Source organism: Fictibacillus norfolkensis (assembly GCF_014836645.1).
In the GTDB taxonomy this organism is placed as follows: domain Bacteria; phylum Bacillota; class Bacilli; order Bacillales; family Fictibacillaceae; genus Fictibacillus; species Fictibacillus norfolkensis.
Genome location: NZ_JACSQM010000004.1, coordinates 297,610 through 316,267, shown reverse-complemented (window position 1 = coordinate 316,267; position 18,658 = coordinate 297,610). Strand labels below are relative to the sequence as shown.

18 protein-coding genes are annotated in these 18,658 nt (G+C 41.5%); 1 reads left to right on the top strand and 17 read right to left on the bottom strand.

Annotation, left to right across the window (positions count from 1 at the left end):
- Positions 1-157: 157 nt before the first annotated feature.
- The 13 genes from H9648_RS11805 to H9648_RS11745 all read right to left on the bottom strand — a co-directional run bounded on the left by H9648_RS11805 (position 158) and on the right by H9648_RS11745 (position 14,531).
- Entirely contained in the window at positions 158-2,695 is a 2,538-nt protein-coding gene (locus H9648_RS11805) for a cyanophycinase (protein ID WP_191753998.1), read from the bottom strand.
- A 280-nt stretch (positions 2,696-2,975) separates the two neighbouring features.
- On the bottom strand, positions 2,976-3,404 hold the full coding sequence (locus tag H9648_RS11800) for a GNAT family N-acetyltransferase (protein WP_191753997.1): 429 nt from the start codon (positions 3,402-3,404) through the stop codon (positions 2,976-2,978).
- Positions 3,405-3,548: 144 nt separating this feature from the next.
- Positions 3,549-6,356 (bottom strand): ATP-dependent DNA helicase DinG, encoded by a 2,808-nt coding sequence (gene dinG, locus H9648_RS11795; RefSeq protein WP_191753996.1) that lies wholly within the window; start codon positions 6,354-6,356, stop codon positions 3,549-3,551.
- A gap of 39 nt (positions 6,357-6,395) precedes the next feature.
- Positions 6,396-6,779 carry an aspartate 1-decarboxylase gene (gene panD, locus H9648_RS11790; RefSeq protein WP_066395605.1) on the bottom strand — a complete coding sequence of 128 codons (384 nt, stop codon included), beginning with the start codon at positions 6,777-6,779 and terminating at the stop codon, positions 6,396-6,398.
- A complete protein-coding gene (panC, locus tag H9648_RS11785) occupies positions 6,764-7,648 on the bottom strand; it encodes a pantoate--beta-alanine ligase (protein ID WP_191753995.1) in 885 nt (294 codons plus the stop codon). Before panC ends, panD begins: the two co-directional genes overlap by 16 nt.
- On the bottom strand, positions 7,645-8,484 hold the full coding sequence (gene panB / locus H9648_RS11780; RefSeq protein WP_191754084.1) for a 3-methyl-2-oxobutanoate hydroxymethyltransferase: 840 nt from the start codon (positions 8,482-8,484) through the stop codon (positions 7,645-7,647). Before panB ends, panC begins: the two co-directional genes overlap by 4 nt.
- A 486-nt stretch (positions 8,485-8,970) precedes the next feature.
- Positions 8,971-9,957 (bottom strand): biotin--[acetyl-CoA-carboxylase] ligase, encoded by a 987-nt coding sequence (locus tag H9648_RS11775; RefSeq protein ID WP_191753994.1) that lies wholly within the window; start codon positions 9,955-9,957, stop codon positions 8,971-8,973.
- Positions 9,945-11,126, bottom strand: coding sequence for a CCA tRNA nucleotidyltransferase (locus H9648_RS11770; protein ID WP_191753993.1), 1,182 nt, complete (start codon positions 11,124-11,126; stop codon positions 9,945-9,947). Before H9648_RS11770 ends, H9648_RS11775 begins: the two co-directional genes overlap by 13 nt.
- Positions 11,123-12,262, bottom strand: coding sequence for an N-acetyl-alpha-D-glucosaminyl L-malate synthase BshA (bshA, locus tag H9648_RS11765; RefSeq protein ID WP_191753992.1), 1,140 nt, complete (start codon positions 12,260-12,262; stop codon positions 11,123-11,125). Before bshA ends, H9648_RS11770 begins: the two co-directional genes overlap by 4 nt.
- A gap of 11 nt (positions 12,263-12,273) precedes the next feature.
- Positions 12,274-12,966, bottom strand: a complete 693-nt coding sequence (gene bshB1 / locus H9648_RS11760) for a bacillithiol biosynthesis deacetylase BshB1 (protein WP_191753991.1) — start codon at positions 12,964-12,966, stop codon at positions 12,274-12,276.
- A complete protein-coding gene (gene mgsA / locus H9648_RS11755; protein WP_144699408.1) occupies positions 12,963-13,379 on the bottom strand; it encodes a methylglyoxal synthase in 417 nt (138 codons plus the stop codon). The genes bshB1 and mgsA overlap by 4 nt, the downstream gene beginning before the upstream one ends.
- Before the next feature lie 11 nt (positions 13,380-13,390).
- Positions 13,391-14,194, bottom strand: coding sequence for a 4-hydroxy-tetrahydrodipicolinate reductase (gene dapB / locus H9648_RS11750; protein ID WP_191753990.1), 804 nt, complete (start codon positions 14,192-14,194; stop codon positions 13,391-13,393).
- Positions 14,187-14,531 (bottom strand): nucleotide pyrophosphohydrolase, encoded by a 345-nt coding sequence (locus H9648_RS11745; RefSeq protein WP_191753989.1) that lies wholly within the window; start codon positions 14,529-14,531, stop codon positions 14,187-14,189. Before H9648_RS11745 ends, dapB begins: the two co-directional genes overlap by 8 nt.
- Positions 14,532-14,673: 142 nt before the next feature.
- On the opposite strand from H9648_RS11745, the gene H9648_RS11740 reads away from it, so the two are divergent.
- Complete coding sequence (locus H9648_RS11740; RefSeq protein ID WP_191753988.1) at positions 14,674-15,546, top strand: YitT family protein; 873 nt, start codon at positions 14,674-14,676, stop codon at positions 15,544-15,546.
- A 47-nt stretch (positions 15,547-15,593) separates the two neighbouring features.
- On the opposite strand, the gene H9648_RS11735 is transcribed toward H9648_RS11740, so the two are convergent.
- The 4 genes from H9648_RS11735 to H9648_RS11720 form a co-directional block, all read right to left on the bottom strand.
- Complete coding sequence (locus H9648_RS11735) at positions 15,594-16,274, bottom strand: zinc metallopeptidase (RefSeq protein WP_137789062.1); 681 nt, start codon at positions 16,272-16,274, stop codon at positions 15,594-15,596.
- Positions 16,275-16,367: 93 nt separating this feature from the next.
- A complete protein-coding gene (locus H9648_RS11730; protein WP_191753987.1) occupies positions 16,368-17,162 on the bottom strand; it encodes a sporulation protein YpjB in 795 nt (264 codons plus the stop codon).
- Positions 17,163-17,247: 85 nt separating this feature from the next.
- Positions 17,248-17,814, bottom strand: coding sequence for a lipoprotein heptaprenylglyceryl N-acetyltransferase LhaT (lhaT, locus tag H9648_RS11725; protein ID WP_191753986.1), 567 nt, complete (start codon positions 17,812-17,814; stop codon positions 17,248-17,250).
- A 68-nt stretch (positions 17,815-17,882) separates the two neighbouring features.
- The gene (locus H9648_RS11720; RefSeq protein ID WP_191753985.1) at positions 17,883-18,650 is read right to left on the bottom strand and encodes a menaquinol-cytochrome c reductase cytochrome b/c subunit; all 768 of its coding nucleotides are present in this window, start codon (positions 18,648-18,650) and stop codon (positions 17,883-17,885) included.
- Positions 18,651-18,658 lie beyond the last annotated feature (8 nt).

Sequence of the window (18,658 nt, the reverse complement as noted above, 5' to 3'; positions counted from 1 at the left end):
ATAGCAGAAAATTGGCGAAAAAGGTACTTTAGAATCCTTTAATGAGAAGGAAAAATGACTTTGTTTTCTGCTTGCTTTGTGAACTAGCTTCTTTTAAAAAGAGGTAAACACAATCAGACCGACCAGATAAAATATGGTCGGTCACAAATTGGGATTATCATTTTATTGAATCTATTTTTACATATACAGGAGTAATATCAAGAATTACATTCACAAAAGAATAATCGTCTTTCTGCCCGTCCGTATATCTCCAATAACCTTCTGTTTCTTCGGTCTTACTAAAATTCAACTCAAATCCTTTTCCGTTATTAAAACTATAACTGTTAACACTCTCCGCTCCAGCATTATCAACAAGATTGTAAGAGATAAATTTGTCTAACCTGCCGTGTGCACTTAATACACCAGAATGAGGCGGGACGATATGTTCGTAATACTCGTAACCTTTCGTGCTTTCTTTCTTCTCGTTAATGGTTATGTTCTTCGTTTTTAGATCGAGCAAGTCTCCTTGATTGATCCACGATAGTTTAATATTCTTGAATTGACTTTCACCAAGATCTGGACTTTTTAACTGTTGAGACAGATCGACTAACGTTACGCCACCTCTTCCAACAACTTCAGCTTTTTTCTCTTCGTTAAAAATAACAAGAGCCGTGTCTTCATCTATACCATATGATAAATTCTTAGGTTCACCCTTTTCATCTGCTACCGCGATCAAGCGTCCAAGACGTGCTTTGTTATCAAAGTGCTGATCAATGATGCCGTGTTCAAAAAAACCGAGCCCTCGTTCTAGATAACCTGGTCCTCCCTCTTGTTGCAGCATTCCGTCATACGTATTCGTGAATCCGGATGCAAGTGTATCATGGCTGCCTCCACCGGCAATCATTACATCACTCATTATCGCTGCACCAGCACTCGTTCCACCAAGCACTGCTCCGTTTCTATACGTCTTCCAGATCGCGTTCAATACTTTTGAATTTGTTCCGTTCTTGTTCAATAGCGAATCTGTAATCTTTGTCTGATCTCCACCTACAAACCAAACCGCATCTATTTTTTCAACATTTTCTGCGAGTTCTTGATCGTTCTTATTTAAATCAGCCCATTTTGATTCATCCTCCGGTGTTTTTTTGTCGTCAGTTACAGCGAGTGGAAGAATCTCTATATTTTCTGAAGACATCCCGTATCGGACGAGGTCTTCTTTAAACGCCTTAGATGAAGACAAGCTTGAGCTTGCAGCAGGTATGATCCCGACTCTGGAATCTTCTTGTTGTTTAGCAAGATCAATGAACTTATTATATACGTCCTGATTACTGCTTCCTAAAGAACCTCCAACAATTAAAAGGTTTCCTTTAACCGGTTCCGAACGATCGATGACTGGAGGTATAAATGAAGACTTTTTGTACTCAGTGAACGCATTCGCATTCTTTTTGAAACTTACTTTTTTAGGAGCTACATCAAATGCAACGTTTGTAAAAGAATAATCGTCTTTTTGTCCGTCCTTATAACCCCAATAGCCTTTTGTGTTATCCGTTTTTCTAAAAGTAAGCTGAAATCCTTCACCTTTAGAATCGTACAAATAACTTTTTACAGCATCAGTTGTCCTATTATCGATCAAAGAATACGAGAGATATTCTTTCAACCTTCCGTAAGAAGTAAGAACTCCTGTTGCATCAAGTGGCTTGAATTCGTAGTACTCATATTTCTTCGTCTCATCTTTATGATCGCTTATGAAAAACTCTTTAGTAGAAACATTCAAGGTATCACCTGATACGAGATGGCTGATATAAACATCTTGAAAATGAGCTTTATCAGAATCTGTCACCTTCGCTCTACTAACATCAACAACAGATACACCGCTTCTTCCGATTACCTTTACTGTTTTTTGTTTATTGTTCACGATAAGAGCCGTATCTTCATCTACACCATAAGCAAATTGTTTCTTTGATTTTTCTTTTAGAGCTGTCATCACCAATCTGCCAAGACGTGCGCGTTCATCAAAATGCTGGTCTACGATACCATATCTAAAGAATCCGAGACCTTTTTCAAGATGCACTGGTTCGAATTCCTTACTTGAATTCAGTTTGCTCTTCCTAACAAACTCATTATTTAGTGCGCCTAAGCTGTCCCCACCTGTAATCATCACTTCACTCATGATGGCTGCTCCAGCGCTCGTTCCTCCAATGACACCTCCTTCTCTATACATCTTCCAGATCGCATCTAACGCTTTCGTCCGATGCCCGTTCGATTTAACTAAAGTATCTGTAATTCGAAGCTGATCTCCACCAACAAACCAGACCGCACTATAATTCTCAATCGTTCTGGCTATTTTTTTGTTGTTTGCGTTTTTTTTCCATTTCGATTCATCTTCTGGTGTACCGCTGAAATCTTGATTTGCGAGAGGAACGATCTCGATCTGTTGTTCATGTAAACCATATGTAATGAGATCTGTTTTAAAGCTTTGTGAAGATTTTAAGGAACTACTTGCTGCAGGTATGATCCCAATCTTCGCCTTTTTCTTACCACCTGCTAAACGGATAAATTCGTTATACACTTCCTTATTGCTACTGCCTAATGTTCCACCAGCAATCACGAGGTTTCCATTCCAATCGTCCTTGTTTTTCGCGAAGCTCATTGATGGTATAGTCAGTGATAAACCAAGCGTCACGGCCAACGTTACAGACATCCATTTTTTGTTCAAGGTTTATTTCTCCTCCATTCATAGAGATCTCTCTTCAAAAAAGCTAATTCTATGAGAGAATCTATAATAATTTTGAATATTCATTTTATTCATTGCAAGATACATGCCAAAGGAGAATAGCTTGTCTATCAACAAAAAGCAATAAGCCAAGTTTGTTTGGTTATTATTAGGAACATATAAAGAGCCAAAAAACGTCCTGAAAAACCAGAAACGTATCTATTGGGTTTCAAAAAGAAAATCACCTCTTTTAGAAAGAGGTGACTGCTTTTAAAGTTAATACCTACAAATATTTTTTAAAACCTCTACTAACCAATCCATCAAAGCCTTCTCTTTCAAAAAACTGATGAGCTCTGTCTCGCTTTATGCTACTCAAAAGCATGATTCTGTGACAGTCGATTGAACGGCAATAATCCTCAGCATGTTGTAAAAGTTTCCTCCCTATATTTCTACCACGAAATTCCTCATGTACGATAATATATTCAATCACTCCATAAGGTCGAAAACCATGCAATGCTTCCAGGCATATGTTTAATGTTAACGTCCCCATCAGCTCTCCATCTTTCTCATAAACAAATAGAAAATTGTTACGATCATGCCTGATTGTTTCAATTTGTTCTTCTCTTACATACATCTTTTTACTGTTTGGCACTAACATACGGTAAAGTTTGAGCAATTTATCTTTATCCCTTTTTTCTGCTTCACGAATCATATAGGAAACTCCTTCTATATATTTTATGATGTATTTGATTCGCTAAAGGGAGAAATATGTCCTTCTACCCTCACCTTTTTGCATGAAACAAAAATTGAGGGTAAAGAAAAAAGAAGAAGCAAAAAATCTGCTTCTTCTTTCACCTTATTCCATCCAATCATCCAGTTCTGACACGAGTTCATCGATCGGTTTGATCGATACAGGAAGCTTTGGCAGTGATTGAATGAAGGATTTTCCGTATCTCGTCTCGATCATTCTTCGGTCGAACACGAACACGGCTCCTTTATCTCGACTGCTTCTTACTAATCGTCCGAATCCTTGCTTAAAGCGTATGATCGCTTGTGGAAGGGAAAGGTCATAGAACGGATTTCCGCCTTCTGCTTTCAACTTCTCGCTTTTAGCGGCCATCACAGGCTGATCTGGCGGTGTGAACGGCAATCGGATGATCACGAGACAAGAAAGATCGTCACCAGGGATATCGATTCCCTCCCAAAAACTGTTCGTCCCAAACAGGATGCTGTTATCAAAACGCTGAAAGTTCTTTGTAAGACGCGCCCGGCTTCCAGAATCAACGCCTTGTGCGATCAATACGAATTCTTCGGCATCCATCAAGCTTTTGAACGCTCCGTGTGTCTCTCTCAACATCTCGTAAGAAGTGAACAGAACGAGCATGCGCCCTTTCGTTACTTTTGCGATCTCGTACAGAGAAGACGAGATTTTTTTAACAAACGTTTTCTGATCCACTTCATTAATGAGCGGAATGTCTGTTGGCACCATCAGCTTCGCTTGTTGTTCATATTGAAACGGAGAAGGAAGCTGTGCGCTGATCGGACCAAAGTCTAAAAGTCCAAGCCTCTCACTCAAGTAACGGAAGCTGTTCTTCACACTCATCGTCGCAGATGTGAGCACGACCGAGCTTTTCTTACCAAAGAATTTATCAGCTAGAATCTGATCGATCTCAACCGGCTTTGCAAAGAGTGTAACTGCATGTCTCGGACCTTTTGACTCTGCTTCCATCCAGTACACTTCTTCAGATAACGGGCAAGACAATAAGTGGTGAAGATTTGTCATCTCGTCCTGCAGATCGTTTAAGATGCCTTCTAGGTCGACTAAGAAACCTTTTTGCTGAACCGTTAGATGTTCTTCGTACTGATCAAAGCTCTTCAAAACACGTTTTACAGGCTTCACAAGATCACCCATAAACTGACGTGCTCGTGCTTCCATCTCCAGAACTGGTTCCCACGCGGCAGCCTCGATATCCTCTTTTGTATAACGTAGCGTTAATTTCGTCAACTCGGTTGAGCGAGACGATTTGGCTTTGCGTAAACAGATCGTCTTGATCTGCTTAAAGATCTCATCAAGCTCGTTCTTCACATCAGAAAAGAGATTATCCCAATTGGCAAGATGGTGTTCATATTTAGGGACTTCAAGAAGATCACAGATCTCCCTAAACGTATTCATCATTCCATCTCCATCAGTCTGAGATAGACGATCTAAGAGCTTAACGAATGAAAAATAATCGGTTTCTTTTCCAAAATGATCGCTTACGACTTCTTCTACATGGTGCGCCTCATCTAAGACGACTTCTTTATAAGCTGGCAGCAGTTGATTATCAGACTTTAAGTCTGTAAACAACAACGCATGGTTCGTGATCACAAGATCTGATTCATGAGCGGCTCTCCGCTGCTTGTGATAATAACATCTGGAGAACCAAGGACATCTATGGTTCAAGCAAGAATTGGCATCACTTTTAACCGTGTTCCAAAACAGCTTTCCGCCTGACGCCATCGACAGTTCTTCTACGTCACCTGTCTCTGTTTCTGTAAGCCATACGATCAACTGTGCTTTAGTAAAGTTCATATCGTAGTTGTCATCGTGATGATCCATTAGCGTATGTTCAAATTTTCTTAAACATAGATAATGATTTCTTCCTTTAAGAAGAGTCGCTGTAAAATCAAACGGCATGATTCTTTTCAACAGCGGAACGTCGCGTTCTAACAGCTGTTGCTGAAGCTGGACGGTATGAGTAGAAACGACAAGCGGCCGGTCTTTTTCTTTCGCATGCCGAATACCCGGTATAAGGTAACCGAGTGATTTTCCTACACCCGTTCCCGCTTCAATCATAAGGTGCTGATTCGTATGAAGAGCTTCATCGACGAGTTCGACCATTCTCTGCTGACTTTTTCTCACTTCATAATGCTGCATATGCTGCTGAAGCTGATCATGAACCTCATCATCGTTAAACTCTGTAAAATCATCATCTGAAGATTGTACAAAATCCGGTCTCTTTCTAAGAGCGAGCTTACGATAAAAATCATATGTCTCTTCATCTGCTAAAAAAGCTGACTTCTCCGCGATCATATCCCCTACGATGCTTTCTAAAGAACTCTGCAGTTTCTTAAGAAAAGGTGTGAGCCTCTCGAGTGTTGCGAGTGGGAGATTTTCTAGCTTTTCTAATAAGTGAATCAAGAGTCTCGCTGTTACTTCTGCATCACTGTCAGCTTGATGAGGGTTAAGGTGTTCTAACCCTAAATAATCGGCAAGCATCCCTAGCTGGTAGCCGTCTGCTCCTAAAAGAAGCAGTCTTGACATCTCAACCGTATCGATTAACGGCATGGATAGCCGCGAATAACCAGCATGGTCGAGTTCACCTTGCAGAAACGAATAATCAAACATAACATTATGGGCAACAAAATAAGCTCCTTCTAACATCTGAAGGAGCTTTGGTGCCACTTCTTCAAACAACGGGGCATCTTTCACCATTTCATCGTTAATGCCCGTCAATTGCTCAATAAATGGGGGGATGGGAACGCCTGGCTGGATGAACGTCGAGAATCTGTCCGTTATCTGTCCTGCCTCAACGGCGACCGCACCGATCTGAATAATTCGGTCTCCTTTTGTTGCTGAATTTCCTGTTGTTTCAAAATCGATAACGACAAATCGCCGTGTCATAGCCTTCACCTCATTCCCCTGTGGCTTGTTTATATCGAATTAATAAATAGTAGCCTCAGGTTCAACTCCGAGCATCTCTTGTACACGATTGTTCTTATCCATAATCGCAACTTTCGGTACATGATGTCTTGCTTCGGTCTCATCATACATTCCGTAGGAAATAACAATAACAACATCCCCTTCTTGCACGAGACGTGCTGCAGCGCCATTTAAGCACATCACACCAGACCCTCGTTTACCAGGGATAATATACGTTTCAAAACGTGCACCATTATTATTATTTACAATCTGAACTTTTTCGTTCGGAATCATATCAACAGCATCCAAGATATCTTCATCGATCGTGATGCTGCCAACATAGTTTAAATTAGATTCAGTCACCGTAGCACGGTGGATCTTGCCTTTCATTAACGTACGGAACATGTTTCTTCCTCGCTTTCTTCTCTGCTTAAAATATTGTCTAAGATGACATTATCAATCAAACGTGCTTTGCTGAATTTTACAGCTACAGCAATGATCAACTTTTTCGATTCAGGTGTAGGAGGAAGAAGTTCAGGATACGAAAGAATCTTGCAATAATCTACAATACCGCTCGTATGTTCCTCCAAGTATTTTATCATCTTTTGTTCGGTCTCACCACTCTCACCCTCTAAAAGCCATTTTTTCGCTCTTATAAGAGATTCACTCAGATGAACCGCTTCTTGTCTTTCACTGTCAGACAGATAAACGTTTCTAGAACTCATCGCAAGACCATCAGCCTCACGCTTCGTCTCACACCCGATCACTTTTATCGGGAAGTTAAAATCTTCAACAAGACCTTCAATGACAGCTACTTGCTGAGCATCTTTCAAACCAAAATAAGCGAAATCGGGTGAAACGATATGAAAAAGCTTTGTTAATACTGTCGCCACTCCGTCAAAATGCCCCACTCGGCTTTCCCCGCATAGCGCATCTACTCGTTTGTTTACAGAAACCGTAACGACTGATTCTTGGGGGTACATCTCTTTCGTTTCAGGGAAAAACAACACATCTGCTCCAGCTTTCAATGCCAATTTCTGATCACGATCAAGGTCACGAGGATATCTGTCAAAATCTTCGTTCGGTCCAAATTGCAGCGGATTAACAAAGATACTGACAACGATCACATCAGATTCGTTCTTCGCACGTTCGATCAATGATAGATGGCCGTCATGCAGATATCCCATCGTAGGTACGAATCCTATTACTTTTCCAGCTCTTTTTTCATCAGCGATCAGTTTTTGCATGTCTTTTATAGAATTGATCTGTTTCACGATTGAACTCCTCCATACAGAGAATGAAGCGTTTCAGCTTTCATATTAAAGCTGTGGCTTTCTTCCGGAAATTGCTGTTTTCTTACGTCTTCTTTATATTTTAAAAGTCCTTCTACCATGACATCCTTCACGTTTCCATACGTTTTCACAAACTTCGGTACATGGTGAAAACCGTAGCCTATCATATCGTGGTAGACGAGGACCTGCCCATCTGTATGTTTACCTGCACCAATTCCGATAACAGGAATTCTTAATTTTTTTGTTACGATTTCAGCCAGCTGCTGCGGAACGCATTCTAAAACGATCGCGAACGCCCCTGCTTTTTCAAGCAACAGACTCTCTTCGATCAGTCGCTCTGCATCTCTTTCTTCTTTTCCTTGAACACCATAACCGCCCATCACACCTACCATCTGAGGTGTAAGACCAAGGTGTCCCATTACAGGAACGCCAGCGTCAGTCAACCGTTCAACCGTCTGAACGATCTGTTTTCCGCCTTCTACTTTGACTGCAGAAGCACCGCTTTCTTGAAGAATTCTTCGTGCGTTGTTCAGCGTTTCATCGATCGAACCGTGATACGTCATAAACGGCATATCTGTTACGATAAACGTGTTCGGCGCGCCGCGCTTTACCGCTTTTGTATGATGGATCATATCTTCCATCGTCACAGGAATCGTAGAATCATAGCCAAGCACGACCATGCCAAGAGAATCTCCGACTAACAAAAGATCCATCTCCGCTTTTTCACAGATTACGGCAGTCGGATAATCATAAGCCGTTACCATCGTGATCTTTTCGCCATCTCTCTTCATCTTAAGAAAACTCTTCGTCGTTTTCATCATAAAGCCTCCCTGTTTTTTGTTTGGCTTTTTCCATAAGATGTTGTTTCTGAATTTTTTTGTTAGGTTCTTTCTAACGGAATGTTGCTATTTGGAACCTAAGTCATCATAGCAAGTTGATTGAAGCGCAAGGTTGCCGACTCCTGCGGGACGAGCGGTCAGATGAGACCCTTAATGGCGCGAAGCGGCAAGGGGCTCACCGGTCGCCCCGCGGAAAGCGAGCAACCTGGAGCGTAAATCAACATCCTTCAAAAGCAACAAAGCATACGGAATCGCCTTTAACTAACAGGGCCAGAAGTGCAAAAAACCTTCTTTCCAATAGAGGAAGAAGGCATAGGAAAAATCCTAGACTTTTATTGTTTGCTCCCTCTGTCCCGGTCCTAATTTTGGATCTAGGCAGATATAAGGTTTGTGGTCAAAACTAGACAAGATTAGTGCAGTTCCACATGGATACCGCCTACAATATTATTCTATCACGGACTTTCCTTAAGTAGAAGGAAATTCGATATCAGCTGAATAGATGGAGTGTACGACGCCATGATCGTCTTCTAAAAGCAAAACACCTTCTTCAGTGATTCCTTTTGCATAACCCGTGATCGCTCCTGTTATGGATCTTGCTGTAATTCGTTTACCTAAACTGAACGCACGGGATTCCCATAGCAGCTTGATCACACCAAAGCCGTTCTCCAAATATTGATGGTATAGGGTTTCGATCTCATGAAGAAGCACACCCACCACTTCAGCTCGCTTGAATGATTGTCCGCCTTCAATCGCTAGACTTGTAGCGATCTCCGCAATCTCATCAGAAAAGTGCTGTCGTTCTTGATTCACATTGATCCCGATGCCGACGATTACCGAATGAATAGAATCTGCTTCCGCTTGTAGTTCTGTTAAGATACCAGCTGATTTTTTACCGCTGATCAAAATGTCGTTCGGCCATTTGATCGCTGCTTCAATACCTGATACTTTTTCGATCGCTTTGGAAACAGCTACCGCGATAAGCAATGTTAGCTGAGGAGCTTTTTGTAGAGGAATGTTAGGCTTTAGAATCAAGCTCATCCAAACTCCAGTCCCCTTAGGAGATTGCCATGCTCTTCCTAACCTTCCTCTCCCGCCGGTCTGTTCGTCAGCGAGAACGATGCTTCCTTCGACCGCGCCATCTCTAGCAAGAGCATGTGCGATCTCTTGTGTACTTTTTACAGATTCTCTGTACGTGATCTTCTTTCCGAATGTGCCGTCACCCGTGTATAGTGACACTTCTTCTGCTGTTACTGCATCCGGAGATGTGATCAATCGATATCCTCTCTTTTGTACAGCTTCGATCGTATACCCGTTCTTACGAAGTTCTGAAATGTGCTTCCAGATCGCGGTTCTCGAGCAATCCAGTCTGTTGCTGATCTCTTGACCTGAAACAAACTTTCCTTCTTGCTCTGTAAGCATGTGCAACAATGCTTCTTTCATCATGGCTCCCACCTTTTTACCCAATCCTTTAGTGTGGATGTGTTGAGTGTTAGTTCTCCGTCAACGATTTTTTTCTCCATCTCTTCTAAAAGCTTTCCTAACCAGATGCCTGGTTCACGATTGGTGATCTCTAAAATATCCTCACCATCTATAGGAATATCTTTTCTAGATGTGATCGGAATCTCGCTATATCGCTGATGAAGCTGTTCTTTCACGTTAGCATAGTCTTTCTTTTCCATCGCACTTTTTAACGTGATGCTTGATAAAGCCATCTCTAAACCATAGTGGTACAAATCCATCTTGCTCCACGCATCAATATGATAAGCGGCCTTTAACTCTCCGACTTTTTTGATCATATGATTTGGAAGTTTCCAACTTTTTAAGAATGCTCTGCCATTACTCACATCAGATAATAACAAGATCGCTGTCCATCGTTGTTCATCGGTTTCTAGCGTGTTCCAATGGAAATCCTTATAGCGTTCGTTCTGTTTTTCTTGCAGCTCAGTAGGCAAGTGATTTAAAACAGAGGTTTTTTTCATAAATTCGAGAACATCACCCGCTTGTTCACCTTGAAGAAGTTTGATAAATTCAATAGAAATTCGTTCTGTAGAGATACGCTTTAGCAAATGAGCTTTTTCTTTGATCGCATCAATGGTCTTTTTTTCGATCGCCATGTTAAATACACTCATGAACCGGCAAGCTCTCATGATACGAAGAGGATCTTCTGAAAAGCGCAGATTCGGATCTCCAACAGTCCGAATCTGCTCTCTCTTAAGATCTTCACGTCCCCCAAAATGATCGATCAACTGAAAAGACGTATCCATCGCCATTGCATTGAACGTGAAATCTCTTCTAGAGAGATCTTCTTTCAGGTCATCAACAAACCACACTTTTGAGGGTCTTCTATAATCCTTATACTCATCTTCTTTTCTGAACGTTGTAACTTCATAAGAGACAGAGTCGTGTCTCACGATAACCGTTCCGTGTTCGATACCGACCGGAATGGTCTTAGGAAATATTCGTTGAACGTCTTCTGGTCTAGCAGAACTCGCAATATCGATATCTTTGATGTGACGCTGAAGTAAGAGGTCTCGTACACAGCCTCCAACAAAATAAGCGCTGAAACCTTCTTCTTCCAACCTCTTCAATACCGGCAATGCGTTTTCGAACATCTTGTTCATACCGAACGATCCTCTATCAATGAATAATAAATATCTTCATAGATCGAGACGATTTTGTCAGATAAGAAGTTTTCTTTTACATGTCTAACGGAATTTTCTCTGAACGCCATTAATTTTTCTTCATCCTGCAACAGAGCTATCGCTTTTTCGGCTACTGATTCTGGACACCCTAGCTCCACCATATAACCAGTCTCGCCATCGACGATCACTTCTGGTATTCCACCGATATTGGTTCCGATAACGGGTACACCGCATGCCATCGCTTCTAACAGTACGAGTCCAAAGCTTTCTTTTTCAGAAAGTAGGAGCTTCAGATCGCAAATAGAGAACAGTTCACCGACATTCTCTTGTTTACCTAAGAACAACACTTCATCTTCAATATCGAGCTCACGCACAAGTTCGCATACCGTTGTTAGTTCTGGTCCGTTTCCGATCAACAATAGCTTTGAAGTAAGCTCTTTTCGGATGAGAGCGAACGACTTTATAACATCTTCTAATCTTTTTACTTTTCTAAAGTTAGATATATGGACGATTACTTTTTCATTCTCTTCAATGCCGTATGTTTGTCTCAATTCAGCATTGTTGCTTCTTCTGTAATACACTCTTTCATCTACAAAGTTATGTACAGGTATGATGTCTTTATTGATGTTCAACAGCTCTAGCGTATCTGCTTTCAGTTGATGAGAAACAGATGTGACCACATCCGATTTCTCGATACCGAACTTGATCATCTCACTTAGGGAAGGATCGTAGCCAAGTACCGTAATGTCTGTTCCATGTAAGGTTGTAACGATCTTCATCTCATCGTTAAGCATCTGTTTGGCTAATACCGCACAAACAGCATGCGGTACGGCGTAATGCACATGTAGAAGATCTAGTTTTTCTCTTTTCGCTACTTCTGCCATCTTGCTAGCTAAAGCAAGATCATATGGCGGATATTTGAACACAGAATAATGGTTCACTTCCACTTCATGAAAGAAGATATTCGGATAGAATTTTCCTAAACGAAAAGGAACACTTGATGTAATAAAATGAATCTCATGCCCTTTTTCTGCTAATAGTTTTCCTAGTTCTGTCGCAACCACTCCTGAGCCGCCTACGGTCGGATAACAAGTGATGCCAATTTTTAACGTCATAGACTTTCTCCTTATAAATGGTTAGTTATATAAGTTTGTTCTGTAATGAACCCTTCTGCATATCCCACACCAGCTTCAAGGCCAAACAGCTTGTCACGGGATTCAACACGTTCGATGTAACCGTTCGTTAGTGGTGTATCGATACTTTCTTGCGTTTTTACAAACTGAGACGGATAAGCTTTCAATGCTTCAATCTTCGTTCTGTAAGACTCCGTTACATCTACAAACAGCTGAGGTCTTTCTGCACTGTTGATCAAATAATAAAAAATATTTTTCACTTTATGTGCGGAAAGTTGTTTCGGATCTTGAATGTTCTTAATCCCAGCAGAAAAGACTGCTTCTTTTACGAGACGAGAACAGTTTCCATGGTCAGGGTGACGATCGATCCAATAGGGAGCAAACACATATTGAGGTTTATGCTCTCGAATAACTGAAACCAGTTTTAAAATATATTCTTCCTTCATATATAGGCCACGGTCAGGCAACTGTAGGTTACTTCTTGTTCTTACTCCTAATAGTTCAGCTGCTCTTTCAGCCTCTTTTTTCCTGATGTCGACAGTGCCGTTCGATGACAGTTCTGCTTCTGTTAAGTCGCAGATGATCACGTCACGGCCTCTCTCTGTTTCTGCTTTAATCGTAGCTCCCATACCGATTTCTACATCATCTGCATGAGCGCCAAAGGCAAGCCAGCATTCAACGGTCATTTTTTCTCTGACTCTCTTTCATCTATTATTTTTCTCCAATCCAGATCTCCTCGTTCGAGTGATCGAATAAAAAGTTCTGCTGAAGCCAAGTTTGTTGCGAGCGGAATCTGATACACATCACATAAACGCATCAGTGCTGATACATCAGGCTCATGAGGCTGTGCAGTCAACGGATCTCTGAAAAACAGTACAAGATCAAGATCATTTTCTGCGATCAATGCCCCGATCTGCTGATCGCCGCCTAAAGGACCAGATTGGAATCGTTTGATATCAAGCCCCGTCGCTTCATTTATTTTAAATCCTGTCGTTCCTGTCGCAAACAGGGTATGATCTTTCAGGATTGGTGCATATGCGACGGTAAAATTAATCATATCGTTCTTTTTCTTATCGTGCGCAATAAGAGCTATCTTCATAGTATCCCCTCTTATTCCATAATATTTTCAAGGCCGTATACAAGACCTTCAATGTTCATTACACTTTCTACCGCAAGTCGAACTCCTGGCATGAATGATGTTCTGTTCATAGAATCATGACGGATCGTTAAAACTTGACCCTCACCACCGAAGATGACTTCTTGATGCGCGACTAGTCCAGGTAATCTTACACTATGAATGCGGATTCCTTCTAGTTCAGCGCCTCGTGCTCCTTTAAGATCTTCTCTTTCATCTGGATGACCTTGTTTCTTTTCTTCTCGCACTTCTGTGATTAGTTGTGCTGTTTTTAATGCCGTTCCTGAAGGGGCATCCAGCTTTTGATCATGATGCTTTTCGATGATCTCGATATCCGGAAGGTATTTTGCTGCCATTTGAGAAAACTTCATCATTAAGATCGCACCGATCGCAAAATTTGGCGCAATGATAGCACCTGTTTGTTTTTCTTCAGCTAACGCTTTTAGTCGCTCGAGGTCTTCATTTGAAAAGCCTGTTGTTCCGATTACCGTGCGCAGACCATGCTTTAGAGCTAGTTCAAGATGTATTTTGCCGATATCTGGTCGTGTAAGATCAACAACGACATCTGCTTCAATAGAAGCAAGGCAGTTTTCCATATCATCATACACTGGTGCCTCCATAGATTGCGGTGCACCTGAAAGATCTTTTACTTGAAGACCGTCATTCTTTGAATCAACAGCTGCCACAAGTTCAAAATGAGGAGTTTCCTCGATCATCTTCAACGCTTCTTGACCCATCTTTCCTCGTGGTCCTGCAAGTATGATACGAATATTATTCATGAGTAGTCTCTCCTTCTTTTTTTGTCCATCTGTCTTTGTCACGTGTTTCAAATTTATGCATAACGGTTTTCAACGCATCATCTAGATCTATATTCAAGGAGTTCGCAAGACAGATCAACACAAAGAACATATCTCCAAGTTCTTCTTCGACCGTCTTTTTATCCTCTGAGGATTTCTTTGGTTTCTCTCCATAGTGATGATTCACTTCACGGGCTAGTTCACCTAATTCTTCTGTTAAACGTGCAAGCATAGCTAAAGGACTGAAATAGCCTTCTTTAAACTGTGATATGTATTGATCTACAACGTCCTGACTCTCTTTTAATGTACGATTGGCCATGATGTTGACACTCCTCATTCAATATTAGTCTTCTATATGTTATCGGTATTTTTTCTGTTTGACAAATTTCATGAAATTTCGCTTATAATAGGAAGGCATGACTAAAAACAACCCTAGTATTTTTGTAGAAAGTAGGCCTCATATGACTTATCCAATCAAACTAAAAAATATTTTATTTATCTTACTTGGCGCTGCCATCTTTTCGTTCGGGATCGTTCACTTTAATATGACGAACAATTTAGCAGAAGGTGGTTTTACAGGAATCACGCTTATACTCTATTTCCTTTTCTCAATCGATCCTTCTTATTCTAACCTGGCACTCAACATTCCATTGTTCTTTGTCGGCTGGAAGCTGCTTGGCAGAAACGCCTTCATCTATACGATAATTGGAACCGTTGCCGTATCTGTGTTTTTGTTTATCTTCCAGCGTTTCTCATTCGTTACGATCAATCTTAAAGAGGACATGACACTTGCTGCATTATTTGCTGGTGTTTTTATCGGAGTCGGACTAGGAATTATCTTCCGCTTTGGCGGAACGACTGGCGGTGTGGATATCATCGCGAGACTCGGTCATAAATTTCTAGGCTGGAGCATGGGTAAGACGATGTTCATCTTTGATTTCGTGGTTATCGTAATCTCGTTAGTATATTTAAACTATAAAGAAGCGATGTACACACTCGTAGCTGTTTTCATCGGTGCACGTGTAATCGACTTTATGCAAGAAGGTGCTTATGCTGGTAAAGCGGTCATGATCTTTTCAGATAAAAATACCGAGATCGCAGCAGACATCATTAAAGAATTGGACCGTGGTGCGACCATCTTAAACGGTAAAGGTTCTTTTACAGGAAATATCCGTGAAGTACTGTACTGTGTTATCGCAAAGAACGAGATCGTCCGAATCAAGCAAGTGATCGAGCGTATCGATCCGCATGCATTTGTTACCGTAAATGACGTTCATGAAGTGATCGGCGAAGGTTTCACTCTAGATGCTGATAAGAATCCGATAGGCAGATAGAAAAAAGCTCCCGATTAAGTATCGGGAGCTTTACTATTAATTTAGAATTAGTCGTCTTGGTTCATTCCTAAGAACATGAAGATGAATCGTGCTAGTTCAAGTAACGCTACTAGCGCACCAGCTACATAAGTTAAGGCAGCAGCGTTTAGTACTTTACGTGCTCCTCGCTCTTCGTTGTTACGGATCAGACCCGTTGAAACGATCTGGTCCATCGCACGAGAGCTTGCATTGAACTCAACCGGCAGTGTAACGAACTGGAACAATACAGCTACTGACATGAAGATGATCCCTAGAAGGAACATGTTCATCGAGCTTAAAAGCATACCACCAAGAATCAATAAAAACGAAAAGTTAGATCCGATGTTAGCTACAGGAACGAGCGCATGTCTGAAGCGTAAGAACGCATATCCTTCTGCATCTTGAATCGCATGCCCTACTTCATGGGCTGCAACTGCAGCACCTGCAATCGAACTTCCGTAATAGTTATCTTCAGATAAACGAACAACTTTGCTGCGAGGGTCGTAATGATCGGATAGCATCCCTCTAACCGGCTCTACTTGAACACTGTAGAGTCCGTTTTGGTCTAAAATCTCTCTTGCTACTTCTGCACCAGTCTTTCCTGTGCTGTTACTTACTTTTGAATACTTTTTGTACGTGCTTTTCACTCGCATCTGAGCCCAGATTGGAACGATAAGCAAAATTGCGAAGTAGATTAAAAATCCACCCATCGTTGGCATTCCTCCATATAAAAAGCTTTTGATACTCACATTTTACGTTTTCAGCTCACAGTTTGTCAAAGAAAACGCATGACTCATGACCCATTACCGTTTATCCGGCACTCGCAACTCACCCTGCTGATCACCTTTGTATTTTCTCCATCCTACGTAAGCCAGTGTTGATGATATGATTCCACCGATTGAAAATATTAGCCAAAACAATGATGGTTCTGAGTTATCTTTTTTTGCGAAGAACAGCGCTTCAAAATCAGCAGCAGCTGTCTCAAGCTGTTTTTGATGAGCAGTATCCGTAAGAATCTGACTGCGGTTCGTATCAACGTAAGAAACATGTTCATCAAGCTTTTCTAAATCTTCATCTTTCAGGTCGACCATGAGTGCCGGTCTGACCGTTTCGTACCGCTCAAGTAAAAGGTTAGCAGCTTGATGAAAAGCCACTGAATCATCCTCACTGATTCCTTTTTCCATCGTGATAAAAGGCTCTAGCATCATCAGCCCTGTTTTTTTCCATAACGGCTCATAATCAGTCTGAAGGGCATCCACTAATAAGCGAACCTCTGTAAGCTTGTTTAGCTTTTTTTCTTTTGACCATTCGGGATTCTGAAGAGAAGATACAGCATCTCTGAACGTATATTCAACGAGACGCTTCTGTTCCGGTCTCAAGGACAAGACATCTTCTATATGAATGATGTTGGCGGAAGTAAACTGCAGCACACCAGCAGCTTCTTCATACCTTTCTATCTTACCAAGCTCCCAGATCTCACTCGTTAGTTCATTGATCTCAGACCAATCCTTCGTTTCTGTATGATTTGACGCAAGTGCTGGCAAAGCAAGTCCAAAAACCATACAAAGAACCATCAATGCCCATCCAAACCTTCTCATCCGTTGTCCCTCCTGTACCCTTATACTTAAAACGTATGAGAGCTGGGACAAGGATAGACCTATAATTAAGGATTGGGAGCGTGCCTTATGCTTTTCTCATCTTCCAAACAATGTAGATAGAAAGCGCAGACAACCAAAAGGTCAAGTATCCGATCATGTCTTGATACGGATCAAGAATGTCATATCGAGGCATCATATCAAACACGTAGTCGATGATCTCGTTATGAAATAGGACGAGTGCAGCAAGCGTTACATGCCAGCCCTTGATCTTATAAAACGGAGCATAAAGCAGCCCTTGAACCGCCATACCGAGGTGAGAAAAGATAAGCATGTAGTTGATAAGATCCAAAGGCGTTCCAACTAAAGCACCACCAAGGTTCATCCCTACTGCCCATATGCCATACTTAAAGAGCGTTGCAACAGCCAATGCCTCTATCACGCCATGTTGTTTATCCCTCAAAAACCCGATGATAACAAAAACAAAAAACAAAGATGCTGTCGGACTGTCTGGTACGAACGGCAAAAAGTACCAAGGTGTCTCTTGCAGCTGATTCAGGTACCAATAATAGCCGTAGAACGTGCCTAGTATGTTGATTAAAAGAAGTGCTAGTAAAAACATTCGATCCATGATGATCGTTCGAATCCAGGACATAATCACATACTCCTTCTTTTTCTATGTTCAGAAAAAAAGCCGGCCCATACCGAGCCGGCTTCTACCAATTATTTTTGTTCTAGTTTTGAGATGAATTCTGCTAATTGTTTTAGCTCATCATCAGAACCTTTAAACGCATTCGGCGGCATGCCAGGCGGCTTACCTTCTTTTGCGATTTTCATGATTTCTTCAGGCTTCAAACCTGTTCCGATCAATGAAGGTCCTGATGCTCCACCTGTTAACGTGTTACCATGACAGCCTACACAGCTCTGCTTTTGGTAGATCTTGTATCCAGGGTCGTTTTCATCAAAACTTACATCGACGATCTTACCTTGAGTCTTCGCTTTTTCCCAATCGTGCGTCACAACAGATTCCCATGTTAGATATGTAACAGAGATCAAACCTAATAACATTAATCCAGTTGCGATCGGACGTTTAGAAGGACGTCGCTCCAACCCTTTGTCCAGGAATGGCGCAAGCATTAACGCACCAAATGCTAGACCCGGTATAATAACAGTACCGATAAGAACATAATCCCCTGCCGCATACTTGTACTTCAGAAGCTGGTATAAAAATAGGAAGTACCAGTCTGGTAGAGGAATATATCCAGCATCGGTAGGATCTGCTTTTTTCTCCAAAGGAGATTCATGGACGATTGTTAGTATGAGGTATCCGATCAAGAATACGGCTCCTACCATCCATTCTTTTAAAAGAAAGTTTGGCCAGAACGCTTCCGTTTTTCCCGGAAACTCCGAATAGTCTTTAGGAATATTCGGATTGCGCTCAGCAGGGACACGTGAGTCACCGACAAACTTCATTCCTTTACCGCGATGCATATATTTCC

Bases quoted from the DNA above. Each gene is read 5' to 3' on its own strand.
- H9648_RS11720 (WP_191753985.1), bottom strand. From the start codon at position 18,650: ATGCATCGCGGTAAAGGAATGAAGTTTGTCGGTGACTCACGTGTCCCT.
- bshB1 (WP_191753991.1), bottom strand. From the start codon at position 12,966: ATGACCGTTGAATGCTGGCTTGCCTTTGGCGCTCATGCAGATGATGTA.
- mgsA (WP_144699408.1), bottom strand. From the start codon at position 13,379: ATGAAGATAGCTCTTATTGCGCACGATAAGAAAAAGAACGATATGATT.
- panD (WP_066395605.1), bottom strand. From the start codon at position 6,779: ATGTTCCGTACGTTAATGAAAGGCAAGATCCACCGTGCTACGGTGACT.
- bshA (WP_191753992.1), bottom strand. From the start codon at position 12,262: ATGACGTTAAAAATTGGCATCACTTGTTATCCGACCGTAGGCGGCTCA.
- H9648_RS11735 (WP_137789062.1), bottom strand. From the start codon at position 16,274: ATGGGTGGATTTTTAATCTACTTCGCAATTTTGCTTATCGTTCCAATC.
- panB (WP_191754084.1), bottom strand. From the start codon at position 8,484: ATGAAAACGACGAAGAGTTTTCTTAAGATGAAGAGAGATGGCGAAAAG.
- H9648_RS11745 (WP_191753989.1), bottom strand. From the start codon at position 14,531: ATGGCCAATCGTACATTAAAAGAGAGTCAGGACGTTGTAGATCAATAC.
- lhaT (WP_191753986.1), bottom strand. From the start codon at position 17,814: ATGTCCTGGATTCGAACGATCATCATGGATCGAATGTTTTTACTAGCA.
- dinG (WP_191753996.1), bottom strand. From the start codon at position 6,356: ATGACACGGCGATTTGTCGTTATCGATTTTGAAACAACAGGAAATTCA.
- H9648_RS11740 (WP_191753988.1), top strand. From the start codon at position 14,674: ATGACTTATCCAATCAAACTAAAAAATATTTTATTTATCTTACTTGGC.
- H9648_RS11800 (WP_191753997.1), bottom strand. From the start codon at position 3,404: ATGATTCGTGAAGCAGAAAAAAGGGATAAAGATAAATTGCTCAAACTT.
- H9648_RS11770 (WP_191753993.1), bottom strand. From the start codon at position 11,126: ATGAACAAGATGTTCGAAAACGCATTGCCGGTATTGAAGAGGTTGGAA.
- dapB (WP_191753990.1), bottom strand. From the start codon at position 14,194: ATGAATAATATTCGTATCATACTTGCAGGACCACGAGGAAAGATGGGT.
- H9648_RS11730 (WP_191753987.1), bottom strand. From the start codon at position 17,162: ATGAGAAGGTTTGGATGGGCATTGATGGTTCTTTGTATGGTTTTTGGA.